We start from the raw sequence: 20,920 nt of genomic DNA, 5'->3' as shown, positions 1-20,920 counted from the left end.
GCTGGCCGAAGGGGGCTTGGATGAAGCTCAAGAGCGCTGGTCTGATGCGTGAGCTGATGGGACCCGGTGCCTGCAACCTGTCACTCGGCGAGCTGGCGGAGATGAGCCACTGCCACAAGAGCTTTGTCTCGCACCTACTGTCCGGGCGGCGGTCGTCGTGCACGCCAGAGCTGGCCGAGCGCATCGCGAGGTCTCTTCGCGTCCCGGTGACTGTCCTTTTTGACGCCCGCTTGGCAAGTACTACTGGGACAGAAAACAAGTCCGAGGAGGCAGCGTGATGGCCGGTCAGCAGCCCGAGCCGGTCCGCGTGGAGACCGTCGAGGAGTGGGGGCAGCGCGCTCTCGCCGAGCACGGGCCGATGCCCGAGCACCTGGTGCAGCGGTTGCGTCGCGTCATCGCTGGCGCCAGCGCCGCCCGGACCTCGTCGCCGGCCGCCTCCACTGCCAGCCCTTCGCGTCGGCGGGCGTCGTGAGCACCTTCACCCGATGGTCTGACGGCGAGGCTTCCGTGGACGTGGACGGGCGCAACATCGTCATCCAGGCCGACTCGCACCTGGTCGTCGCGTGGCCGCCGGTCAAGGCCCAGCAGTTCGCGCTCGACCTTCCCCCTCAGGACCCGATGCGGCTGGCGATCATCGCCGCCGCTGACCACCTCCTGGCAGGTGTGGCGTGAGCGCCTTCCTGACCGCGCTGGCCGCAGGCACCGGCGCCGCGTACTTCGCGGTCGACGAGTGGCGGTTCCGCCGGCTGATGCGCCGCGGCCCGCAGCCCGCTCGCAAGCCGAAGGCGTTCCGCGTCTCGGTGGACCTCGACGCGCGGGACCGCCGCAACGGCGGGGCGGTGCGGCCGTGATGCACCGCTGGGGGTCGATCCACTTCACCGCCGACTCCGCGGCCTTCGAGCGCGAGATGGCACGTGCGCGGCGCGCAGTCGAAGTCGTTGCCCACCAGCCGCGCGAGCGCGCGGTCCCCTGCCAGCGCTGCCGCAAGCCGACCTTCGAGGTCCACGCCATCTGCACCGCCTGCGGCCCCGCCACCTGCGAGCACTGCAGCCCCTGAACAAGCCAACGGCCGGCTCCCCATGCCTGAGCAACCGGCCATCGACGTTACGACAGAAAGGCTATCCGATGACCACCAGCATCCCCGCCGAGCGCCTCGCGTGGCTCGACACCATCACCCTCGACTCCGGCGGCCACGAGCGCTACGAAGACGGCGTCTGCGCCGAGGAGGCCGTCGCCTACCTCGCCGGCCTGGACATCACCGACTCACCCGCCTGCGCATCCCCCGTGCTGCGGACCTTCTGCATCAGCCTGAACGACACCTGGTCCACCGAGCAGCGCCAGCAGCTCAAGCCGTACCTGGTCCGCCAGATCGGCACCGCCGGCGACGGTCAGGACGAGGCCCGTTCCTACCTGGCGTTGGACTGGCTGATCCGCACCTACACCCCGGCATGGCTGGACCTGGCCGGGCTGACCGCGGAGGCGCAGGCGCTGCGTGACCTGCGCAGGATCGTGGACCTGGTCTCAGCGCAGGCGGCAGGTCCCGTTGTGCGGCAGGGCAGTACGGCGGCGGACGCCGCCTGGGCCGCCGCCTGGGCCGCCGCCTGGGCCGCCGCCGGGGACGCCGCCTGGGCCGCCGCCGGGGCCGCCGCCTGGGCCGCCGCCGGGGACGCCGCCTGGGCCGCCGCCGGGGACGCCGCCTGGGCCGCCGCCGGGGACGCCGCCTGGGCCGCCGCCGGGGACGCCGCCGGGGACGCCGCCTGGGCCGCCGCCTGGGCCGCCGCCTGGGCCGCCGCCTGGGCCGCCGCCGGGGACGCCGCCTGGGCCGCCGCCGGGGACGCCGCCTGGGCCGCCGCCAGGGCCGCGCTCAAGCCCACGGTCGACCTCCTCCAGGCGTCTGCCCTGGACCTCCTCGACCGGATGATCGACCCGAGCGCGGTGACCCAGTGAACGCTGTCAGCACCCCCGAACAGCGAGCCGCACGCCAGCGCGCCCGCGACCAGCTGCACCGCGCCCGCGCCGTCAAGGCCCGCCACGACATCGACGCCATGCGTCACGCACTCCTCGGCCACGACGAGCGGATGGCGTTCCACCTGGGGCGCTCACAGCGCTGCCAGGAAGACATCGACCGGCTCGAGGCCGACCTGCACCGCGGCAGTGCGCGATGAACCAGCCACGCATCGAGGTCTTCCCGGGCCGCACCCGCATCAGTCGGCGCCGCCAGTGGTACTTCCGCGTCGTCGCCGGCAACGGCGAGATCGTCGCCCAGTCCGAGGGCTACACCCGCCCCGCCGACGCCCACCTGGCCGCGATCAACCTGCGCGACCTCATCGTCGGCCGGGTCGTCAAGATCGTGCAGGTCGAGCAGTGAGCGCCCTGGTCACCTGCCCCCGCTGCGGCGGGTCCGGTGAGGTCCTCCGCGACCCCTTCACCCTGCACCCCGGCATGGCAGACACCACCACCTGCACCAGCTGCGACGGCGAAGGGTCCATCACCAACCAGCACGTCCGGCACCTGCCCGGAACGTCGGAGGCCGTCCACCCGGGCGTCCTGACCGCCGACCGGCACATCGAGGACGACGCGCACACCGTCATCGTCGACCTCACCGCCCAGGCCGGCGGGCTCGACGGCATCCTCGCCGACCTCGCCCGAGCCGTCGGCGAAGCCGGCCTGATGGACGAGCTGCGGGTCCTGCACGCCAACCGCTCCCACCCGATCCGCTGCGTCCAGGCGTTGGAGGCGCTCACATCTGAGCGGTCCGTCATGGACGTCCTGCGCCGCACCATCACCCCCGACGCCGCCACCGCCCTCCGCGACCAGCTCGACGACGCGCAGCTCGAACCGGACCACTGCCACTACCCGCAGTGCGCGAACTACGCGGTCGACGACGGCTGGTGCATGTCCCACGTCGACGACGCCGGCCTCGACGACATCGCCGACGATACGTACCTGCGAGGTGCGTGATGGCACCCGGCCTCGACGGGCTGGACCTTGTCCTCCTCATCGCCATCACCGCGCTGGTCCTCGCCGTGCCCGCCATCGAACGAGTCCTCGAACGAGCCATCGAGAGGAAGTGGCCCCAGTGACCGCCGCCGACCGCGATGCCCGCCGCGCCTCCCTCGCCGCCGCACTCGGCGACATCCAGGAGCGCATCGCCGCCCTCAAGGACGCCGAGACCACCATCAAGGCACAGATCCTCGACACGACCGACGGGCCCGGCACCTTCGACGCCGGCGCCCTCACCGTCGTCGTCACGCAGGCGGCGCGCATCGACCCGGCCGAGGTCGCCGCGAAGTACCCGCCGGACAGTCACCCCGAGCTGTACGAGCTCGTGCCCTCGGTCGCGAAGGTCCGTAAGCACATCGCGCCCGTTGACCTGGAGCCGCTGTTCAAGCTCGCGAAGCCGTCCGTGAGCATCCGATGACTGCCCTGCCGTCGCTGGCGCAGCTCGCCGACCAGCCCACCCAGACCGGCGGCGACCCAGTCCTGCTATGGGCCGAGTACCGGCACACCATCGAGTCGGCGATCGCCAACATGCCCCGCACCCTGCAAAGGCGGATCGGCCCGTCCGAGATCGGCACGCCCTGCGACTGGTGCCTCGGCCACAAGCTCGCCGGCGTACCCGAAGCCCGCGACGCCGCCTGGCTTCCGTGGGTCGGCAACATGGTCCACGGCGGCCTCGAAGAGGTTTTCGTCCACGCCAACAACGGCCTACCGAAAGCCCGCTACCTCGTCGAGACCCGCGTCGCAGTCGGTGAGGTCGACGGCGTCGAGATCACCGGCTCCGCGGACCTCGTCGACGTCGTCACCCTCACCCAGTCCGACTGGAAGGTCGTCGGCAAGACGTCCCTCACCAAGGCCAAGGGCAAGGGCCCGACCCCGGAGTACCGCGTCCAGGCCCACCTGTACGGCCGCGGCTTCCACCGCCGCGGCATCCCCGTGCAGCGGGTCCAGATCGTCTACCTGCCCCGCAACGAGCCCACGCTCGCGAACGCCGTCATCTGGGGTGAGGACTACGACGAGCGGATCGCCGTCGACGCCCTCACCCGCGCAGACGCCATGGCCAAGGCCATCCGCCTCGCCGGACCCGACACCGTCCTGCCCCAGCTGGCGCGGACGCCCGGCTGCTACTCGTGCCCGCGCTACCCGAACCCCGACGGCTCCGCGCCACCAGCACCCGGCCACGCGCACCAGGCCAACCCCTTCGCCGACCTGCTCGGCGACACGAACCCCGCCACCGCATCCGCGGCGACGGCCAACGCACCCGCCGCCTGACGGCGAGTGCATCAGCCCAGGAGACAGCATGACCGCACAGCCCAGCGCCAATGACTTCTTGCTCGGAGGGGGCGGCAGGTCCGCCTCGTTCCTTACGGTCGGCGCCACCGCGAAGGGCCAGATCGTGTCCACCCCGGAGGTCCGCCAGAAGACCAAGATGGGTACCGGCGACCTCGAGACCTGGGACGACGGCTCCCCCAAGCTGCAGCTCGTTGTCACCCTCGCCACCGACGAGCGCGACCCGGCCGACGCCGAGGATGACGGCGTCCGCAAGTTGTACGTCGGCGGGTCCAAGAAGCCCGAGTCGAAGAGCATGCACGCGGCCGTGGCGGCCGCCGTCATCGCCTCCGGCGCCAAGGGCCTCGAGGTCGGCGGCACCCTGCAGGTCACCTACGTCGGTGACGGCACGTCCAAGACGGCCGGGTTCAACCCGCCCAAGCAGTACCAGGCGGTCTACACGCCCGCGGCCGCCGGCTTCCTCGGCACCGACCAGGCCCAGTCCGCTGCAGCGCCGGCCGTCGCGCCCGCTGCGGCACCGGCGACCGGGCCCGCACCGCAGGACATCACCACGGCGAAGAGCCTCATCGCCGCCGGCCTGGACGACGCCACCGTCCTCGCCGCCGCGCCGTCGCTCACCGCCGAGGTCGTCGCCGCCCTCCGCAACGCGGCCTGACCGCTGGACCTCCTCGCCCGCGCCCTCCCCGCGCGGGCGAGGAGGTCGAGCAGTCAGACCCCCACCCGAAACGTAGACAGGAGAAAGGCTATGAAGAGCCAGCTGCTGGTCGACGGCCTCGCCGTCATCGGTGCGATGACGGTGCTCGCGGCTGTCGGCGGCGCCGTAGTGTCCGGCGCGATCGTCGCCGGCCAATGGGTCCGCGGGCGGCGGTCCACATGACCACCCGGGGCACCAGTAACACGAACGTCCGCGGCAGCAGTACGGACCGCCAGCGGCGCCGTGAGTGGCTCGTCGAGACGTGGCGCGCCGACGTCGACGTCACCACGTACATCGACATGGTCGAGCACCGCCTGGTCGTCGCCACCGTCGACCTCGGCGAAGGCGAGCCCGCGTGCCGCTGTTACCGGTGCGGCCGGCTCCTGACCGTCTCCACCGTGACCGCTGACCGGCGCGTACCCGGCTGCCAGGGCGGCACCTACCGGCGCGAGAACCTCCGCCCCGCCTGCGGCGGGTGCAACTCGGCGACCGGCGGCCAGCTTGGCGTGACCCAGAAGGCTGCTGCTGCGAGGGCGGCCTCATGACGCTCGACGAGGCCCGCGAACACGTCGGAGACGGTGTCGTCTACAAGCCCGCGTACGGCGCCGACCAGGCTGAGGACGGCACCATCGTCCGAGTCTCCAGCCGCTACGTGTTCGTGCTCTACGTCGGCGACCGCACCGCCAAAGCCACCCACCCGTCGATGCTGCAGCTGCTCGCCGGCGCGTCAGCATGAGGATCTTGGCGATCGACCCCGGCAACACCGAGTCCGGCTGGGTGATCATCGACGCCGACACCTGCCGGCCACTCCACTTCGGCAAGGACAGCAACGTAACGCTCCGCGAGTCCCTGCTATTCGCCAGCCCAAAAGACGACCTAGACCACGTCGCGATCGAGATGGTCGCCTCCTACGGCATGGCCGTCGGCGCCGACGTCTTCGAGACCTGCGTGTGGATCGGCCGCTACATCGAGACCGTCGAGCGCGTCACCGGCACCGAGCCGGATCTCGTGAAGCGGCACCCCGTCAAGGTCCACCACTGCCACTCCGCGAAGGCCAAGGACTCCAACATCACCCAGGCCCTCGTCGACCGCTTCGCACCCGGCCAACCCAACCACGGCAAAGGCACCAAGGCCGCCCCCGGCTGGTTCTACGGGTTCCGCGCGGACGTCTGGCAGGCCTACGCCCTCGCCGTCTACACCGCTGACACCCTCACCGCGCGCGACGGTGCGGCATGACGGGTGCGCCGCCGTTCGCCTACTACGGCGGCAAGACGTCGATCGCCGAGCGCATCGTCGACGCACTGCCCGAGCACCGCCACTACATCGAGCCCTTCGCCGGCTCACTCGCGGTCCTCCTGGCCAAGCCGCGCGCCCAGTTCGAGACGGTCAACGACCTCGACGAGGACCTGGTCACCTTCTGGCGGGTCCTGCGCGATCGAGGCGACGAGCTGGCCACCGTATGTGCCCTGACCCCACACGCAAGGGCCGAGCATGCCGCCTCGTTCGACCTGGACGTGGCCGACCTCGAACGCGCCCGCCGCGTCTGGGTGCGTCTCTCCCAGGGCCGCGGCGGAATGCTCCGACGCACGGGCTGGCGGTTCTACCGCGACGCTGCACGTCGCACTGGGTCGATGCCGTGGACCCTCAACGCCTACGTCGAGCGCATGTGGGACGCCGTCGAACGACTGGCCGGCGTCAGCCTCGAGTGCCGCCCAGCGCTGCAGCTGATCGAGGACTACGGCCAGCACCAGAGCGTGCTGCTGTACGTCGACCCGCCCTACCTCGGCACCACACGCGCCTGGGGCAACCAGTACCGCCACGAACTCCGCGGCGACGACGAGCACCGCCAGCTCGCCGATCTGCTGCGCTCCTGCACCGCATCCGTGGTCCTGTCGGGCTACCCCTCGCCGCTGTACGACGAGCTCTACGCAGGCTGGTCGCGGATCGAAATCGCCGCATTCACCGGCCAGGGCGGGAACACCGGCCGACACGGCGGCCGCACTGAGGTCCTCTGGTCCAACCGCCCGATCGGCCACCCGCACCTATTCAGCGAGGTGACCGCGTGAGCACTGAACCCGTCGCCAGCATCGTCCTCACTGCAGGGTTCGACGAGCAGCCTTGGGCCGTCGACGCCCGCTGCGCCGAGACCGACCCCGACGCGTTCTTCCCCGAGAAGGGCGGATCCACCCGCGAAGCCAAGAAGGTCTGCGTGACCTGCGACGTCCGCGAACAGTGCCTCGAATGGGCACTCGCCCGCAACGAACAGTTCGGTATTTGGGGTGGGCTGTCCGAACGCGAACGCCGCCGCCTCCAGAAGGACCGCAACGCGGCCGGCATCAACCCGCAGCGGCTGTGCACCCAGTGCGGCACCACACCCGTCGAGCGCCGCCCCGGCACGCCCGACTCCACCCAGTACTGCGAACCCTGCGCCACCTACCGCCAGGCCGTCTCGACAGCGAAGAACAGCGCCATCACGCGAGGCCTACCCATGCGGCCCATCCACCGCTGGCAGAACCGGCCACGACCCCACCTCGGACACACCTCCGAAGGCACCACCGCCACCGGCGCAGCCCACATGGCCGGCGTGCCCGTCCCCACCACGCCCCTCCCGTCCGGCCGCGACGTCGTCTCCGACATCGAACGCGCCCACCGCACACACCTGCCCGTCATCCCCACCCAGCCAGCCACCCCGAACACCACGGAGGCAGCCATGCCCCTACCCAAGCAGTGCCTCTCCTGCGACCAGTACACCGACAAGCCGCTGTCCAAGGCCGGCTGGTGCAGCTGGTGTGAGGACCAGGCCGCCGCCACCGCACTGGCGAAGCCGGCGCCGCCCAAGCCCAACGTCCTCGACGGACTGCCCGGCAAGACACCGGCCGCGCCCGCTACGTCGCGCTGGCCGGCCGAGCTCACCGCCCTCCTGGTCGACACCGAGGGCTACCCCGACCCGGACATCCGGGCACTGCGCAAGTCCGTCGCCAACGCCGCCGTGAAGCTGCACCTCGCCTGGAAGAAGGCGCAGGGCCAGCCGATCCCGCGGCTCGAGGTCGTCCAGTCACACGCAGCTGAGACCGGAGCCAAGGCGCCCAAGTCCCAGGCCGTCATCGACGACATCGTCCGCCTCACCAAGGAAGGCATGCCCCAGGCCGCGATCGCCCAACGCCTGGGCATCGGCGTCGGCACCGTCAACAAGTACCAGCGCGTCAACGGCGTCTCCCGCGGCCGCACCGACTGCGGCACCGGCATCAAGCACGCAGCCAGCCGACTCGCCGACCTCAGCCTCAAGCCCAGCATCGTCCGCCAGTGGGCCCGCGAACACGGCATCGACGTCGCCGCCCGCGGTGCCGTACCCGGCCACGTCATCGACGCATTCATCACCGCACACAAGCGGGCCGCGTCGTGACCCCCGACCGGTATGGCACCGAAGAGCTCCCGCTTTTCACGCAGGGGGGGGTGACGAGGTGAGCGGCCCTACCAATTCCGGCGAACGACAGAAACCCATCCGGTCCGTCGCCCAAGCCATCTGCCCGTCCTGCAACCGGCGCACCACCAAAGGCGACGTCAAGCTCACCGGCCTCGTCCTGCAAGGCCAGCACCTCATCTGGCGCCCCCACGACGTCGTCACCTGGGGAGGCGCCCACACACCCTGCCCAGCGTCCGGCACCACCGTCTGCACCAACCCCGCCAAGGCCGCCAGCTACATCGAGGCCGTCCGCTGCCGCCACCAGCGACCACACGTCACCTAACGCGCGGCCGACCCCGCCCTCGACCGCACACCAGCATCCAGGAGAGCCGTGCCAGACCTGCTCGCCACCGCCCAGGCCATGCTCGCCGCCGGCCTCGCACCCCTCCCCCTGCGCGCAGACGGCTCCAAAGCCCCCGCCGTCAACTGGAAACCCTACGTCGACACCCCACCACCCGCCGACGTCGTCACCAGCTGGTTCACCAGCACGGACACCGACGGCATCGGCACCATCACCGGCGCCGCCGCCGGCAACCTCGAGATGCTCGAAGTCGAAGGCCGCGCCATCCACCTCGCCGCCCAGCTCCGCACCCTCATGCACGACAACGGACTCGGCGACCTCTGGGACCTGATCGCCACCGGCTGGCTCGAAGCAACACCGTCCGGCGGCCTCCACTGGCACTACCGCGTCGACGGGCCCGCCCGCCCCAACACCAAGCTCGCCCGCCGCCCCGCCACCACCGACGAGCTCGCCGCCAAGCCGGGCGAACGCATCAAGGTCCTCATCGAGACCCGCGGCCAGGGCGGCTTCACCGTCCTCGCCCCCTCCGCCGGCCGCTCCCACCCCACCGGCAACCCCTGGACCCTCGCCGCCGGCGGACCGGCCACCATCCCCACCATCAGCGTCGACGAGCGCGACGCCCTGCACGCCATCGCCGCGATCCTCGACGAGATGCCCACCGAAGTCGACGGGCCACCCGCCCGCAGCCAGGACGGGCAGACCGTCCGCGACGGCTCCCGCCCCGGCGACGACTACAACACCCGCACCAGCTGGGCGGACATCCTCGAACCCCACGGCTGGAAGCGAACCCGCCACTTCGGCGGCACCTGCTACGGCTGGAAACGCCCCGGCAAGACCGACCCGGGCATCTCCGCCACCACCGGCCGCAACGACGCCGACAACCTGTACGTCTTCTCCTCAAGCACCGAGTTCGAGACCGAGAAGGCCTACTCCAAGTTCGCCGTCTACACCCTCCTCGACCACGACGGCGACTACACGGCCGCCGCCAAGGCCCTCGCCGCCGACGGCTACGGCCACCGCGGCGAAGCCAACCGCCCCACCGCCGACGACCTCGCCGGCCTCATCGCACCCAGCACGACCGCAACCAACGGCAACGCCGCCCTCGCCCACCAGCCCGCACCCCAGCCCGCCCAGCCGCGGCTGCGCGTCGTCCAGCCCACCACCTACAGCGAAACCGACGACGGCAACGCCCTGCGCCTCGTCGACGACCACGGCCACCAGCTGCGCTACTGCCCCCAACGCGCCACCTGGCTGCACTGGGACGGCACCCGCTGGCGCTGGGACACCGAAGGCCTCGCCACCGAGCTCGCCCGCACCGTCGCCCGCAACCTCCCAGCCGACGACAAAGCCGCCGACCGGCACCGCCGCAACACCCTGTCCCGGCGCGGCATCAACGCCATGACCGCCCTCGCCGCCACCGACGCCCGCACCGTCGTCCACCTCGCCGGCCTCGACGCCCGCCCCTACGAGCTCAACACCCCCGCCGGCATCCTCGACATGCGCACCGCCACCCTCCGCCCGGCCGACCCCGCAGCCCTGCACACCCGCTCCACCGACGTCGCCCCCGACCTCGACACCGAACCCACCAGATGGCTGCGGTTCCTCGCCGACACCTTCGCCGGCGACCAGGCCCTCACCACCTACATCCAACGCCTCCTCGGCGTCTCCCTGCTCGGCGTCGTCCTCGAACAAGTCCTCCCCTTCGCCTTCGGCCCCGGCGCCAACGGCAAAACCACCCTCGTCGGCGTCGTCCAACGCATCGTCGGCATCGGCGACGACGGCTACTCCATCAGCGCCCCCGCCGAGATGCTCCTCGCCGGCACCCAGCAAGGCCACCCCACCGAGATCGCCCGCCTCGCCGGCGCCCGCCTCGTCGTCACCAGCGAACTCGAAGACGGCCAACGCTTCGCCGAAGCCAAAGTCAAGAACCTCACCGGCCGCGACACCATCTCCGGCCGCTTCATGCGCCAAGACTGGTTCTCTTTCACCCCCACCCACAGCCTCTGGCTCCTGGCCAACCACCAGCCCGCCGTCCGCGCCGGCGGCCCCGCATTCTGGCGACGGCTACGCCTCCTGCCCTTCCTGCACACCGTCCCCGCCGACCAGCGCATCGCCGACCTCGAAGACCAGCTCGTCGAAGCCGAAGGCCCAGCCATCCTCGGCTGGATCGCCCAAGGCGCCGCCGACTACCTCACCCACGGCCTCGCCGAACCCGACAGCGTCCTAGCCGCCACCGACGCCTACGCCAGCGACCAAGACACCGTCGGCCGCTTCGTCGACGAGGTCTGCGAGACCGGCCCCGCCAGCGCCCAGCACCTGCACGTGAAGGTCACCGAGCTGCGCGCCGCCTACGAGACCTGGTGCCGCGCAGAAGGCGAAACCCCCGTCTCCGCCAAAGCCCTCACCCTCGAGCTGCGCAGCCGCTACGACGTCCAGTCCGAACGCTCCATGAGCGCCAGGTTCTACGCCGGCATCCGCCTCTGTGACGTGTCATCAGACGGCGACACCGAACCGTCATGGGCCCCCCACCAACAGTCCGACGACGAGTTCTGGGGCCGGTCATGACACATCGACCCGTCATGGACAACGCATCCGTCAGGCCCCCCGGCGTGACGGATGCACTCTGCGAAACCGCAGGTCATGACACGTATGACGGATCGTTCCGGCATCACGCGGCAACCCGGCCCATGACGCATGACGGATTGTCTTCTATTGACCCACATCACGCGGGCGCGCAAGAGAGTTCAACAGGTGCCGACCGCCGATCCGTCATCCACACCACCTGCGCCGGCGGCCACCGATGATGCCCGGCTGGCTCGCCCGCCACCTCGAGGACCAGGCCGGCGCACCCCTGGGAGCCCGCACCGCCAAACCCCGCCTCTGCCCCTGCGGCGCCTGGACCCTCCTCGGCCTCGACGCCGCCGTCCTTGCCCGAACCGCCCGCGTCGACCCCACACCACTCACCACCCAAGGCGAGCTCGTCGCCCTCCTCGCCGGACGACCCACCTACATCCTCACGAACGCCGGCGGCCGCCTCCATCTCGACCACCGCGACCGCTACCGCACCACCGGCCGCCCACCCCACCCAGGCGCCGCGTACGACGTCGTCCCCACCCACCAGTGCGGCACCCACCTCACCGGCCACCTCGTCACCACCACCAACCTCGCCCCAGCCGCCACCCCGACCGCGCGCCGCGACCACGCGGCCATTCCCTACTGAGGAGATGCCTGATGAACACCACCCAGCCCTGCGCCATCCACGCCAACAGCCCCGACTGCAACCCCGACCTCGCCTGCCCCTGGCGCATCGACGGCGCCGGCTTCATCGGCACCCCACACGCTCCGGAGCCGGTCGTGGACCCCGTGCGCTGCCCGGAGTGCTGTGGCGACCCCAGCTGCTGCACGGCGACCGCCGCCCTGGCCCGCGCCGAGGTTGCCGAACGGGAGGTCGCGCGGCTCAAGTCCATCCTGGCTGTGTTTGAGGCTGCGGTTGACGAGCACGCAGCACGCGCCGCTCTGGCTGACCCCGAGCCCGCAGAACCGTGTCGTAAGGGCTGCGGTCCCGGCTACCGCTACGGCGACGAGGGATGCAGCCACCATCCCGAGCCCCCAGAACCGTGGTTCAAGGCGGAGGTGCGGGTGTGCGACCAGTGCGCCACCCCGGCTGTTGACGAGGGACTACGAGAAGCGGCGCTCGCTGTGCTCGACCCCGGCCCGGAGGGGCAGCACCGCACCTGGTGTGACACCGAGGCAGGTGCCGAGTGAGCGCCCGGGACGAGATCGCCGAGGTTCACCGGACGCACACGATCGGGTTCACCGGGCCGCTCGGGGTGACGTGTCGGGGCTGCCGTGAGCGCGGCTGGACGACACGGGTCGAGTTCCATGTCCACGTCACCGATGCCGTCATCGCCGTCATCCGGGCCATGTCGGTGGAGGACATCGCCTGGCTGATCAAGGGGTCGACAGAGCGTGGCTTCCTGTTCGACGACCGCGCCGTCCCAGTCGTGGGAGTCGCGGCGCTTGAGCGCGTCGCTAACGCCACCCGCGTCGTCGGTCCCTGGCAGCCCGCCCCAGCCGAGAAGGCGTTGCAGCCGGCCACCCCAACCGAGGTGGCGCCGTGAGCCTGACCTCGCACCAGCGTCCACACCACGGCGCCACCAACGTCTGGCTGACACCACCGGACCTCCTCGCCGCGCTCGGCCCGTTCGACCTGGACCCGTGCGCCGCCGTCAACCAGCCGTGGAAGACCGCGACCGCCCAGTACACGGTCGAGGATGACGGGCTCGCGCAGGACTGGGACGGCCTGGTCTGGTGCAACCCACCCTTCGGCCCCGAGGCCGCGGCGTGGCTCGCTCGGTGCGCCCAGCACGGCAACGCGATCGCCCTCGTCCCTGCCCGGACGGAGACGCGCTGGTTCGTCCAGCAGGTGTGGGGCAAGGCTGACGCGGTCCTGTTCCTGCACGGCCGCCCGCACTTCCACCACCCCGACGGCACACGCGGCAAGGCGAACTCGGGTGCGCCGATCTGCCTGATCGCCTACGGGTGGCGGGCAGCGGTTCGACTTGGAGACTGCAGCCTCGCGGGCTCACTCGTCACGAGGTGGGTCCGATGAGCGCCGACGACCAGTCGCGGTGCACCGCCCACACCCGCACCGGCCGACCCTGCAAGGCACGCCCCGTCACCGGCGCCACCGTCTGCCGCATGCACGGCGGCTCCGCACCCCAAGTCCGGGCTGCAGCCCAACGACGACTCCAAGAAGCCCAAGCCACCCGCGACGTCCAACTGTTCGCCGGCCGCCGCGACATCCACCCCGCCGAAGCCCTCCTCGAGCTCGTCCACTGGACCGCCGGCGAAGTCGACTACTGGCGCCAACGCGTCCGCGACATCGAAACCAGCGACCTCACCTGGGGTGTCACGAAGGAGAAGACCGGCGGCGACGACCACGGCATCACCTCCGAGGCCAAACCGCACATCGCCTACGTGATGCTCGTCCAAGCGTCCGACCGCCTCGAGCGGTACGCGTCGGCCGCGTTGAAGGCCGGCATCGACGAGCGCCGCGTCCGCCTCGCCGAATCGCAGGGCGCCCTGGTGGCGGAGACGATCCGCCGGATCCTCGCCCGGCTCAGCCTGTCGGCCGACCAGCAGTTGCTTGTCGGTGAGGTGGTGCCGCAGGAGCTGCGGGCGCTGGCTGGGGGTGGGTCGTGAAGCACGACGAGGGCTGTGAGCTCGAGGCCACGAGCGGTCGGGACTGCGAGTGCGCGTCGCGGGCCTACACCCGATCGGTCGCCATCGAGGGAGCGCCATGACCGGGCCGAAACGCATCCAGCGGAAGCGCATCAAGGACTGGCGGATGCCCGAGGGTGCGATCTACGTGGGACGCCCGACCGTGTGGGGTAACCCGTGGCGTGTCGGTGACTCTGCCCTGATCACGTGGCCCTTTGCATCCGACGACCAGCTGGCGCGCGAGGTCGTCGTCACCCCGGACCTGGCGGTCGCTCTCTACCGCCTCGCATTCACGCCTGATACCGAGGAGATTCGCACCGCACTGGCCGGCCACGACCTCGCCTGCTGGTGCCCGCTCAACCAGCCCTGCCACGCGGACGTCCTGCTCGAACTCGCGAACCAGCCCACCCCAGCCGAGGCCGACGGATGACCGACACCCCCTGCACCCACCCCGCCACCCTCACCGTGACCCGCCGCCCCGGGTACCGGTGGTGCCCCACGTGCGGCACGACCATCCGACCCGACGGAACCATCGAGGTGCGAGGACAGTGACCAACCGCCAGGACCTCATCGACCGGATCACCGACGACATCGACGAACTCGTCAACGGCGCCACCACCACCGAGACCGTCGACCGACTCACCCACGTCAAAGGCCACTGGCGCGCCAGCAAGGCGAGGCACACCGTCCATCACCCGCCGCTACTCGCCCAACTGCGCGCCGCCACCACCGGGAGCACCATGACCAGCGAAGACACGTTCCGGCCCATCCCCGGCTCCAAGCCGTCCGCCCGCCTGGACGCGATCGCCACCCTGGCGCGCATCGACCAGCAGTCCCTCAGCTGGGCGCAGGTCCTGCGGTCCCGCCGCCGCGTCCCACTCGACGACCGCCTACGCGGCCTCATCGGCGCCGCGGTAGCCGCCGACGTCGACCAGCTGGCGGGCCGGGCCGGCCTGGCATCGGCGGTGCGGTCGTGGCGGACGGCCGCCCGCGTGGTGTCCGGGATCGAGGCGCCGGCGTTCGCACCGGACGTGCCGTGCCCGAACACAGACTGCGAGAAGCGGGGCAGCCTGCGGGTCCGCTTCGATCTGCGGGTCGCGGCGTGCGTGGAGTGCGGGGCGTTCTGGGACTCCGAGCACGTCGAGCAGCTGGGTCGGATCGTCGCCTGGTCGGCTGAGCACCTGTCGGGGCCGCGGCATTGGCTGCACGACGCGGAGGGGTTCCCGCTGGAGTGCATGGAGTGCTTGCTGACGCGTCAGGAGATGGCGGAGCGGGCGCGTGGGCGGTTGGCTGCGACTCGCCCAGTTGCGCGGGGTGCTTGACGGGCGTGGCTGGTGTGATTCATGCTGCGTTCGTTGGTAGAGGTGTCTCTACCGCCAGGCCCCGCCGGCAAGAGCCTCTGGCTCTCAGCTCGTGGGGCCTCCCCATGCCCCCGCCGGGGTCGGCCGGACAGCACCCATCAGACGCTGCGCTGAGCGCAAGCCCTCGTGCTGGTCACCACCGCCCCGACGGGTCAAACGTCTAGGACGCGGGCGCAATTCTCGCAGCCCGGATATTCATGCTCCCCGAACTCTGCGCCAAGGAGCACCACCTCCTCGCCGCACACTGCGGTCATCGACGCCTCATCCTGAACCGCGTGGCCGTCGCCGCGCCCTTGCTGCCCCGGGTACGTCTTGCCGGTGGTGGTGCTGATGAAGTCGACCGGGTCGAGTTCATCTTTGGTCCAGCCTCGCTTCGGCACACACGTTCCTTTCGTCGTGGCCTGCCTGGCGCCGACCGTTGATCCAAAGCGTAGGCCCGAGGACCGACGGTCCCCGGCACTCTCCACACACCCTCTGCAGCAGGAGCCGTCGAGCTATGACCTGCTGCGGACCCGGCCCCGAGCGCCCGGCCAGCGCAACACCGGTGATGTCGGGCCGCCCCGACCATATGGCGGGCTGAGGCGACGACACCGAGGGGGTAGCCATGGAGCACTCCCTCAACCCAGGCCTGCCCACCCAATGTCGCCGCGAGCTCGCCGAGCAGGCGGACGCGCAGCCCGAGCAGGCCACGCCGTGAGGTTCCTGCGCCGCACCATCCACGTGCCCGTCCTGTCGATCACCCCGGCCGGCATCCGCATCGACCGCCTCCCAGTCACCATCTGGCTGTGCCGGCACGACGACGGCACCACAACGCACCTCGCGCCCTGGCCGCCGATCCCCTTGGCGACGCACCGCTCTGCGTGCAGCTGATGGCCCGCCCGGACGCCGCGGACGTGTCGTGGGCTGAGCACGCCGCCCGCCAGTTCGAACCCGCCCGCCGGCGCTGGGCTACCCCAGGCGCCCTCGCCGTCGACCTTGACCCGCGCACCGTCCAGACCGCGGCGCTCGACCTCATCGACGCCGCACTCGTCGACGTCGCTGACACCCCCGACGGCCGGCTGATCATCTGCATGCCGCCGCAGGAGGGCAAGTCCCAGCGGGCGTCGCGGCGGTTCCCGCTGTGGCTGCTCACCCAGAACCAGGACACCCGCATCGCGATCTGCTCCTACGAGCTCGGTGTCGCCCGACGGTGGGGCCGCGCGATCCGCGACGACATCACCACCCACGCCGACCACCTGAGCTTGCGGGTCCGTGACGACCTGGCCGCCCAGCACGAGTGGCAGCTCGGCGGCCACGACGGCGGCGTGTACGCGGCCGGCATCGGCGGCGCCCTGACCGGCCGGCCGGTGGACCTGCTGATCATCGACGACCCGATCAAGGATCGCGAGCAGGCCGACTCGAAGGTGTACCGGGACCGTGTCTGGGACTGGTGGACGGACGTCGCCTCCACCCGTCTCGCGCCGGGCGCACCGGTCGTGCTGATTCTGACCAGGTGGCACCACGACGACCTCGCTGCTCGCCTGCTGGCGGCGGAGGACGGGCACCTGTGGAAGGTGTTGAGCATCCCCGCGCAGGCCGACCACGACCCGGCCAAGGGTGAGACGGACCCGTTGGACCGTGAGGTCGGCGAGTTCATGGAGTCCGCGCGCGGCCGCACCTTGGCGCAGTGGGCGGCCATCAAGGTCCGCTCCGGGGCACGCACCTGGTCGGCGCTCTACCAGGGCAGCCCGACGCCCGACGGCGGGGGCCTGTTCCCCCGCGACGGCTGGGACTTCTACGACGTCCCGCAGTGGGTGGAACGCGAAGACGGTGCCCGCATCGTCGTCGGCCTCCACGACGGTGACGAGGTCATGCAGTCGTGGGACATGACGTTCAAGGACACCGCCGGCACCGACTACGTTGTCGGGCAGGTCTGGTTGCGCCGTGGCATCGACTGCTGGCTGCTGGACCAGGTCCGCGACCGGATGTCGTTCACCGCGACCTGCGCCGCGTTCAAGACGTTGACGGCCCGCTGGCCGCAAGCGCTGTTGAAGCTGGTGGAGGACAAGGCGAACGGGCCGGCGGTCATCTCCGCGCTCGGCCGGCAGGTCCCCGGGATCGTCGCGGAGGAGCCGCACGGGTCGAAGGTGGCCCGCGCCTCGGCTGTGACGCCGTTGGTGGAGGCCGCGAACGTGCACCTCCCCGATCCTGAGATCGCGCCGTGGGTCGGTGATCTGGTCGAGGAAGCCGCGGCGTTCCCGAACGGCGCACACGACGACCAGGTCGACGCGCTCTCCCAGGCACTGACCCGGCTGGTCCTCGTGCCGCTGGCGTCCGGGGAGACGTTCGGGACGGGCGACGTCCTGGACGACGACTTCGACCACGCCACCAGCTACCTGACCGCGATGGGCTGAGAGGGAGGTCGACGCGATGGGTCTCATGCGTGGCCTCCGCACCGGTGAAGGCTGGACCACACCGACGTTCGACCCGCACATCACCGAGTCCGGGAACCCCGTCATCGACGAGCTGTCCGAGCAACTGCGCCGCGAGCAGGACACCAACCTCCTCCTCACCGAGTCCCTCGCCGACGCCGAGCTCGCCCTCGAGGACCGCGGCTGGGTGGAACTGACCGCACGCTCGGCGGTGGTGTTCTCCCGCGCCGGCTTGAAGTCCGCCGCGCACGTGGGCCGCGTCATGGCCGTCACCAACACCCTCATCCGCCGTGGTGTCGCGCTGCGCATCGCCTACGTGTGGGGCGACGGCGTGCAGGTCGCCGCCCGCTCCGGCGAAGGCGCCAAGCAGGACGTGAACGCCGTCATCCAGGAGTTCCTGGACGACGAGGGCAACCGGGCCGCGTTCACCGGCGAGCAGGCCCACGAGGAGAACGAACGCGCGCTCGCCACGGACGGGAACCTGGGCATCGCGTTCTTCACCAAGCCCCGCACTGGGCGGGTGCAGGTGCGGACGATCTCGTTCGACGAGATCGAGGATGTGATCTGCAACCCGGACGACAAGGACGAGCCGTGGTTCTACGAGCGGCGCTGGACGTCCCGGCAGGTCGTCACCGACCTGACCGGCACGAGCACCCGGGACGTCGAGCAGCGCGCCTACTACCCGGCGCTGGGGTACCGGCCGGCCACGAAGCGCGGCACGATCAACAGCGTCGAGGTCCGCTGGGACACGCCCGTGCTGCTCGTGTCGGTGAACCGGTTGAACGACTGGTCGTTCGGCATCGGCGACGTGTACACGGCCCTGCCGTGGGCGCGGGCCTACCGCGAGTTCATGGCCGACTGGGCCCAGCTGGTGAAGGCCCTGTCGCAGTTCGCGTGGCGCGTCAGCTCGAAGGGCAAGACGAGGGCGACGAAGGCCGCGCAGGAGCTGCGTGACCGTACCCAGGCCGCCGGGAACGCCGCGTTCGGCACAGAGTCCGGGGCTGGCGCGTCGCTGTCGGCCACCGACTCCTACCAGCTCGAGGCGATCCCGAAGACGGGCGCCACGATCGACTCCGAGTCCGGTCGACCCCTGGCCGCGCTGGTGGCCGCCGGCCTGGACCTGCCTGTGACGATGCTTCTCGGCGACCCGGGTGTCACGGGTGCGCGGGCGACGGCGGAGACGCTGGACGAGCCTCAGCGCCTGTCGATGGAGGCACGCCGGCAGCGGTGGGCCGAGGTGTACCGGCGGGTCACCGGCTACGTGATCGCCGAGTCCGTCCGCGCTCCCGCCGGCGCGTTGAAGGGCGCCATCGGGCGGGACGAGTTCGGCCGCGAGGTCGTCACCCTCACGGGTGATGTGGACGCGACGGTGACGGTGGAGTTCCCGCCGCTGGACAAGATCGACCCGCTGGCTCGGGTGCAGGCCATCACGGAGGCGGAAGGCACTGGGAAGATGCCGCCGCTGACCACGGTGCGGCTGCTGCTGCAGGCCCTGGGTGTGGACGACATCGACTCGCTGCTGGATGAGCTGACGGATGACGCGGGCAACTGGATCGACCCGCAGCGCTCGCAGGCGTTGGGTGACGCGCAGGCCGCAGCACAGGCGGCGTTGGATGCGGTCAAGGCGGGCGACGTCCCGGCCGACAACCCTGCGGCGCCTGCGCCAGTCCCGCCGGTAGCCTGAGATGGCTGGCCGACGGTTCGAGCTCCACCGCGACGTCGATGTCTCCGGGATCTCCGGCACAGGCGTTGTCGCCGACGGCATCGAATTCCCCGACGGCCGGGTCGCCACCAGGTGGCGCGGGACGATCGCGCAGACCTGCAGCTGGGATTCCATGGCTGACGTCGAGGCCATCCACGGCCACGGCGGAGCGACTCGCATCGTCTGGACCGACTGATGGCCGCGCGCCGCGAGACGCTCCGCCTCCTCGGCCAGCTCCGCATCATCCTGGGCCAGACCGTCGACGCCGCCACCCAGCAGGCCGCCTACTCGTGGGCCCGCGCCTGGAACGTAGCCGTACGCGAATGGGAAGACGCCGCACTCGCCCTCGCACTGGTCCGCGACGACGGGAAGTGGCCGACCCGCACGCAGATCGCCCGCGAGGACCGCGCCCAACGCGCCCTCACCGTCACCCGCGCACTGCTGAACGACGCATCCCGCACCGTCGGGTTCACCGTCATACAGTCCGCCGGCGACGCCCTGCACGCCGCCCTGGCCGGCCGGCCGGACCTGGTCGGGTCACAGCTGCCAGGCGCTGTCCGCACGGACATGCAGGCAGCGTTCAACGTGGTCAATGCCCGCCAGGTCGAGGCCATCGTGCACCGCACCAGCCAGCGCATCGAAGCCCTCACCCGGCCGCTGTCCGCGGACGCCGTGTCGGCGATGTACGACCAGCTGATCCGCGGCGTCCTGGTCGGCGCGAACCCCCGCGACGCCGCGGCCGCCATGGTCGAGCAGGTCAAGGGCGCGTTCGACGGCGGCCTGACCCGCGCCAACGTCATCGCCCGCACCGAGATCCTCGACGCCCACCGCGCCGGCGGCGCGTCCTGGGAACGCGCCAACACCGCGGTCCTCGGCGGATGGCAGTGGGTCGCGCAGCTCGACAAGCGGACCTGCCCTTCCTGCTGGGCGCAGCACGGCTCCGAGCACCCGGTCGACGAGGACGGGCCGAACGACCACCAGCAGGGCCGGTGCGCGCGCCTGCCGATCACGAAGCCGTGGTCGCAGCTCGGGTTCAACATCGCCGAGCCGCCCTCGCTCGTCCCCGACGGCCAGGCACGGTTCGCCGCCCTGTCCGACGGCGACCAGCTGGCGGTGATGGGCCCGCAGCGCCTGGAGCTCCTGCAGTCCGGGCAGGTGTCCTGGGCCGACCTGTCGCAGCGGCGGTCGACGGACGGGTGGCGGGACTCGTTCGCGCCGACCCCGGTCAAGGACCTGCCGGCTACCCCGACGTCGGCGGCTGCCTGACCCTCTTCGCTGCCTCGAGCGCCCCGATGCCGGGCTGGTCGAGGCGGACGGCGCCGCAGCGTCCGCAGGTGACCTCGGCGTAGGCGCCGGTGTCGTTGAAGACGACCTCGGCGACGCGCCAAACATGCTCCGGGCACTCGCCGTCGCGTGCGCCTTCGTTGCCGTCGTCCATTCCCACCAGACCAGCCTACGCAGCAAGGAGGCACCAA

General features: G+C 71.3%; 34 protein-coding genes. 32 read left to right on the top strand and 2 right to left on the bottom strand.

The genetic code is table 11. The annotated features are described in order from the left end of the window. The first annotated feature begins 20 nt into the window (after positions 1–20). From ACPPVT_RS07700 to ACPPVT_RS07565, 28 genes are all read left to right on the top strand, one after another. On the top strand, positions 21–278 hold the full coding sequence (locus ACPPVT_RS07700) for a helix-turn-helix domain-containing protein (RefSeq protein ID WP_426566422.1): 258 nt from the start codon (positions 21–23) through the stop codon (positions 276–278). Continuing rightward, positions 278–472, top strand: a complete 195-nt coding sequence (locus tag ACPPVT_RS07695) for a hypothetical protein (RefSeq protein ID WP_426566421.1) — start codon at positions 278–280, stop codon at positions 470–472. The genes ACPPVT_RS07700 and ACPPVT_RS07695 overlap by 1 nt, the downstream gene beginning before the upstream one ends. Further along, positions 469–672, top strand: coding sequence for a hypothetical protein (locus tag ACPPVT_RS07690; protein ID WP_426566420.1), 204 nt, complete (start codon positions 469–471; stop codon positions 670–672). Before ACPPVT_RS07695 ends, ACPPVT_RS07690 begins: the two co-directional genes overlap by 4 nt. Then, a complete protein-coding gene (locus ACPPVT_RS07685; RefSeq protein ID WP_426566419.1) occupies positions 669–851 on the top strand; it encodes a hypothetical protein in 183 nt (60 codons plus the stop codon). Before ACPPVT_RS07690 ends, ACPPVT_RS07685 begins: the two co-directional genes overlap by 4 nt. Then, positions 848–1,057, top strand: a complete 210-nt coding sequence (locus tag ACPPVT_RS07680) for a hypothetical protein (RefSeq protein WP_426566418.1) — start codon at positions 848–850, stop codon at positions 1,055–1,057. The genes ACPPVT_RS07685 and ACPPVT_RS07680 overlap by 4 nt, the downstream gene beginning before the upstream one ends. Positions 1,058–1,125: 68 nt before the next feature. Further along, the gene (locus ACPPVT_RS07675) at positions 1,126–1,947 is read left to right on the top strand and encodes a hypothetical protein (RefSeq protein ID WP_426566417.1); all 822 of its coding nucleotides are present in this window, start codon (positions 1,126–1,128) and stop codon (positions 1,945–1,947) included. After that, complete coding sequence (locus ACPPVT_RS07670) at positions 1,944–2,165, top strand: hypothetical protein (protein WP_426566416.1); 222 nt, start codon at positions 1,944–1,946, stop codon at positions 2,163–2,165. Before ACPPVT_RS07675 ends, ACPPVT_RS07670 begins: the two co-directional genes overlap by 4 nt. Continuing rightward, on the top strand, positions 2,162–2,368 hold the full coding sequence (locus ACPPVT_RS07665) for a YegP family protein (RefSeq protein ID WP_426566415.1): 207 nt from the start codon (positions 2,162–2,164) through the stop codon (positions 2,366–2,368). Before ACPPVT_RS07670 ends, ACPPVT_RS07665 begins: the two co-directional genes overlap by 4 nt. 74 nt (positions 2,369–2,442) lie before the next feature. Continuing rightward, complete coding sequence (locus tag ACPPVT_RS07660) at positions 2,443–2,961, top strand: hypothetical protein (protein ID WP_426566414.1); 519 nt, start codon at positions 2,443–2,445, stop codon at positions 2,959–2,961. After that, entirely contained in the window at positions 2,961–3,083 is a 123-nt protein-coding gene (locus ACPPVT_RS07655; protein ID WP_426566413.1) for a hypothetical protein, read from the top strand. Before ACPPVT_RS07660 ends, ACPPVT_RS07655 begins: the two co-directional genes overlap by 1 nt. Further along, positions 3,080–3,421 (top strand): hypothetical protein, encoded by a 342-nt coding sequence (locus ACPPVT_RS07650; RefSeq protein WP_426566412.1) that lies wholly within the window; start codon positions 3,080–3,082, stop codon positions 3,419–3,421. The genes ACPPVT_RS07655 and ACPPVT_RS07650 overlap by 4 nt, the downstream gene beginning before the upstream one ends. Continuing rightward, positions 3,418–4,272, top strand: a complete 855-nt coding sequence (locus ACPPVT_RS07645; RefSeq protein ID WP_426566411.1) for a hypothetical protein — start codon at positions 3,418–3,420, stop codon at positions 4,270–4,272. Before ACPPVT_RS07650 ends, ACPPVT_RS07645 begins: the two co-directional genes overlap by 4 nt. Positions 4,273–4,300: 28 nt before the next feature. Then, a complete protein-coding gene (locus ACPPVT_RS07640; RefSeq protein WP_426566410.1) occupies positions 4,301–4,945 on the top strand; it encodes a hypothetical protein in 645 nt (214 codons plus the stop codon). A gap of 90 nt (positions 4,946–5,035) precedes the next feature. Continuing rightward, complete coding sequence (locus tag ACPPVT_RS07635) at positions 5,036–5,167, top strand: hypothetical protein (protein ID WP_426566409.1); 132 nt, start codon at positions 5,036–5,038, stop codon at positions 5,165–5,167. Beyond that, complete coding sequence (locus tag ACPPVT_RS07630; protein WP_426566408.1) at positions 5,164–5,529, top strand: HNH endonuclease; 366 nt, start codon at positions 5,164–5,166, stop codon at positions 5,527–5,529. The genes ACPPVT_RS07635 and ACPPVT_RS07630 overlap by 4 nt, the downstream gene beginning before the upstream one ends. Further along, a complete protein-coding gene (locus ACPPVT_RS07625) occupies positions 5,526–5,720 on the top strand; it encodes a hypothetical protein (RefSeq protein ID WP_426566407.1) in 195 nt (64 codons plus the stop codon). The genes ACPPVT_RS07630 and ACPPVT_RS07625 overlap by 4 nt, the downstream gene beginning before the upstream one ends. Beyond that, entirely contained in the window at positions 5,717–6,220 is a 504-nt protein-coding gene (locus ACPPVT_RS07620; RefSeq protein ID WP_426566406.1) for a hypothetical protein, read from the top strand. Before ACPPVT_RS07625 ends, ACPPVT_RS07620 begins: the two co-directional genes overlap by 4 nt. Then, positions 6,217–7,050 (top strand): DNA adenine methylase, encoded by an 834-nt coding sequence (locus tag ACPPVT_RS07615; RefSeq protein ID WP_426566405.1) that lies wholly within the window; start codon positions 6,217–6,219, stop codon positions 7,048–7,050. The genes ACPPVT_RS07620 and ACPPVT_RS07615 overlap by 4 nt, the downstream gene beginning before the upstream one ends. Then, entirely contained in the window at positions 7,047–8,387 is a 1,341-nt protein-coding gene (locus tag ACPPVT_RS07610) for a WhiB family transcriptional regulator (protein ID WP_426566404.1), read from the top strand. The genes ACPPVT_RS07615 and ACPPVT_RS07610 overlap by 4 nt, the downstream gene beginning before the upstream one ends. Positions 8,388–8,445: 58 nt before the next feature. Continuing rightward, positions 8,446–8,730 carry a hypothetical protein gene (locus tag ACPPVT_RS07605; RefSeq protein ID WP_426566403.1) on the top strand — a complete coding sequence of 95 codons (285 nt, stop codon included), beginning with the start codon at positions 8,446–8,448 and terminating at the stop codon, positions 8,728–8,730. 48 nt (positions 8,731–8,778) lie between these two features. Beyond that, positions 8,779–11,313, top strand: coding sequence for a phage/plasmid primase, P4 family (locus ACPPVT_RS07600; protein WP_426566402.1), 2,535 nt, complete (start codon positions 8,779–8,781; stop codon positions 11,311–11,313). A 235-nt stretch (positions 11,314–11,548) separates the two neighbouring features. After that, on the top strand, positions 11,549–11,968 hold the full coding sequence (locus ACPPVT_RS07595; protein ID WP_426566401.1) for a hypothetical protein: 420 nt from the start codon (positions 11,549–11,551) through the stop codon (positions 11,966–11,968). Between the two features lie 11 nt (positions 11,969–11,979). After that, complete coding sequence (locus tag ACPPVT_RS07590) at positions 11,980–12,513, top strand: hypothetical protein (protein ID WP_426566400.1); 534 nt, start codon at positions 11,980–11,982, stop codon at positions 12,511–12,513. After that, positions 12,510–12,869 (top strand): hypothetical protein, encoded by a 360-nt coding sequence (locus tag ACPPVT_RS07585; protein ID WP_426566399.1) that lies wholly within the window; start codon positions 12,510–12,512, stop codon positions 12,867–12,869. The genes ACPPVT_RS07590 and ACPPVT_RS07585 overlap by 4 nt, the downstream gene beginning before the upstream one ends. Beyond that, positions 12,866–13,360, top strand: coding sequence for a DNA N-6-adenine-methyltransferase (locus ACPPVT_RS07580; protein WP_426566398.1), 495 nt, complete (start codon positions 12,866–12,868; stop codon positions 13,358–13,360). The genes ACPPVT_RS07585 and ACPPVT_RS07580 overlap by 4 nt, the downstream gene beginning before the upstream one ends. Continuing rightward, entirely contained in the window at positions 13,357–13,953 is a 597-nt protein-coding gene (locus tag ACPPVT_RS07575) for an HGGxSTG domain-containing protein (protein WP_426566397.1), read from the top strand. The genes ACPPVT_RS07580 and ACPPVT_RS07575 overlap by 4 nt, the downstream gene beginning before the upstream one ends. Positions 13,954–14,050: 97 nt before the next feature. Further along, positions 14,051–14,401 carry a DUF4326 domain-containing protein gene (locus ACPPVT_RS07570; protein ID WP_426566396.1) on the top strand — a complete coding sequence of 117 codons (351 nt, stop codon included), beginning with the start codon at positions 14,051–14,053 and terminating at the stop codon, positions 14,399–14,401. 118 nt (positions 14,402–14,519) lie between these two features. After that, a complete protein-coding gene (locus ACPPVT_RS07565; RefSeq protein WP_426566395.1) occupies positions 14,520–15,293 on the top strand; it encodes a DUF7341 domain-containing protein in 774 nt (257 codons plus the stop codon). A 191-nt stretch (positions 15,294–15,484) separates the two neighbouring features. On the opposite strand, the gene ACPPVT_RS07560 is transcribed toward ACPPVT_RS07565, so the two are convergent. Beyond that, positions 15,485–15,712, bottom strand: a complete 228-nt coding sequence (locus ACPPVT_RS07560) for a hypothetical protein (protein WP_426566394.1) — start codon at positions 15,710–15,712, stop codon at positions 15,485–15,487. Positions 15,713–16,117: 405 nt separating this feature from the next. Here ACPPVT_RS07560 and terL point away from each other — a divergent pair, with 405 nt between their 5' ends. From terL to ACPPVT_RS07540, 4 genes are read left to right on the top strand one after another with little or no spacing between them, the layout of a single operon-like run. After that, positions 16,118–17,725, top strand: a complete 1,608-nt coding sequence (terL, locus tag ACPPVT_RS07555) for a phage terminase large subunit (RefSeq protein ID WP_426566393.1) — start codon at positions 16,118–16,120, stop codon at positions 17,723–17,725. A 25-nt stretch (positions 17,726–17,750) separates the two neighbouring features. Next, positions 17,751–19,427 carry a hypothetical protein gene (locus tag ACPPVT_RS07550; protein ID WP_426566392.1) on the top strand — a complete coding sequence of 559 codons (1,677 nt, stop codon included), beginning with the start codon at positions 17,751–17,753 and terminating at the stop codon, positions 19,425–19,427. A gap of 1 nt (position 19,428) precedes the next feature. After that, positions 19,429–19,641: a hypothetical protein gene (locus ACPPVT_RS07545; RefSeq protein WP_426566391.1), complete on the top strand. Its 213-nt coding sequence runs from the start codon at positions 19,429–19,431 to the stop codon at positions 19,639–19,641. Beyond that, on the top strand, positions 19,641–20,711 hold the full coding sequence (locus ACPPVT_RS07540) for a phage minor head protein (RefSeq protein ID WP_426566390.1): 1,071 nt from the start codon (positions 19,641–19,643) through the stop codon (positions 20,709–20,711). The genes ACPPVT_RS07545 and ACPPVT_RS07540 overlap by 1 nt, the downstream gene beginning before the upstream one ends. Here ACPPVT_RS07540 and ACPPVT_RS07535 read toward each other — a convergent pair. After that, complete coding sequence (locus ACPPVT_RS07535) at positions 20,686–20,889, bottom strand: 3-oxoacyl-ACP reductase (protein WP_426566389.1); 204 nt, start codon at positions 20,887–20,889, stop codon at positions 20,686–20,688. The genes ACPPVT_RS07540 and ACPPVT_RS07535 overlap by 26 nt on opposite strands. Positions 20,890–20,920 lie beyond the last annotated feature (31 nt).

It is taken from the genome of Angustibacter sp. McL0619 (genome assembly GCF_049994355.1).
Taxonomy (GTDB): Bacteria; Actinomycetota; Actinomycetes; order Actinomycetales; family Angustibacteraceae; genus Angustibacter.
The sequence above is the reverse complement of the archived record's forward strand: the minus strand, read 5'-3'. Positions and strand labels throughout refer to the sequence as shown.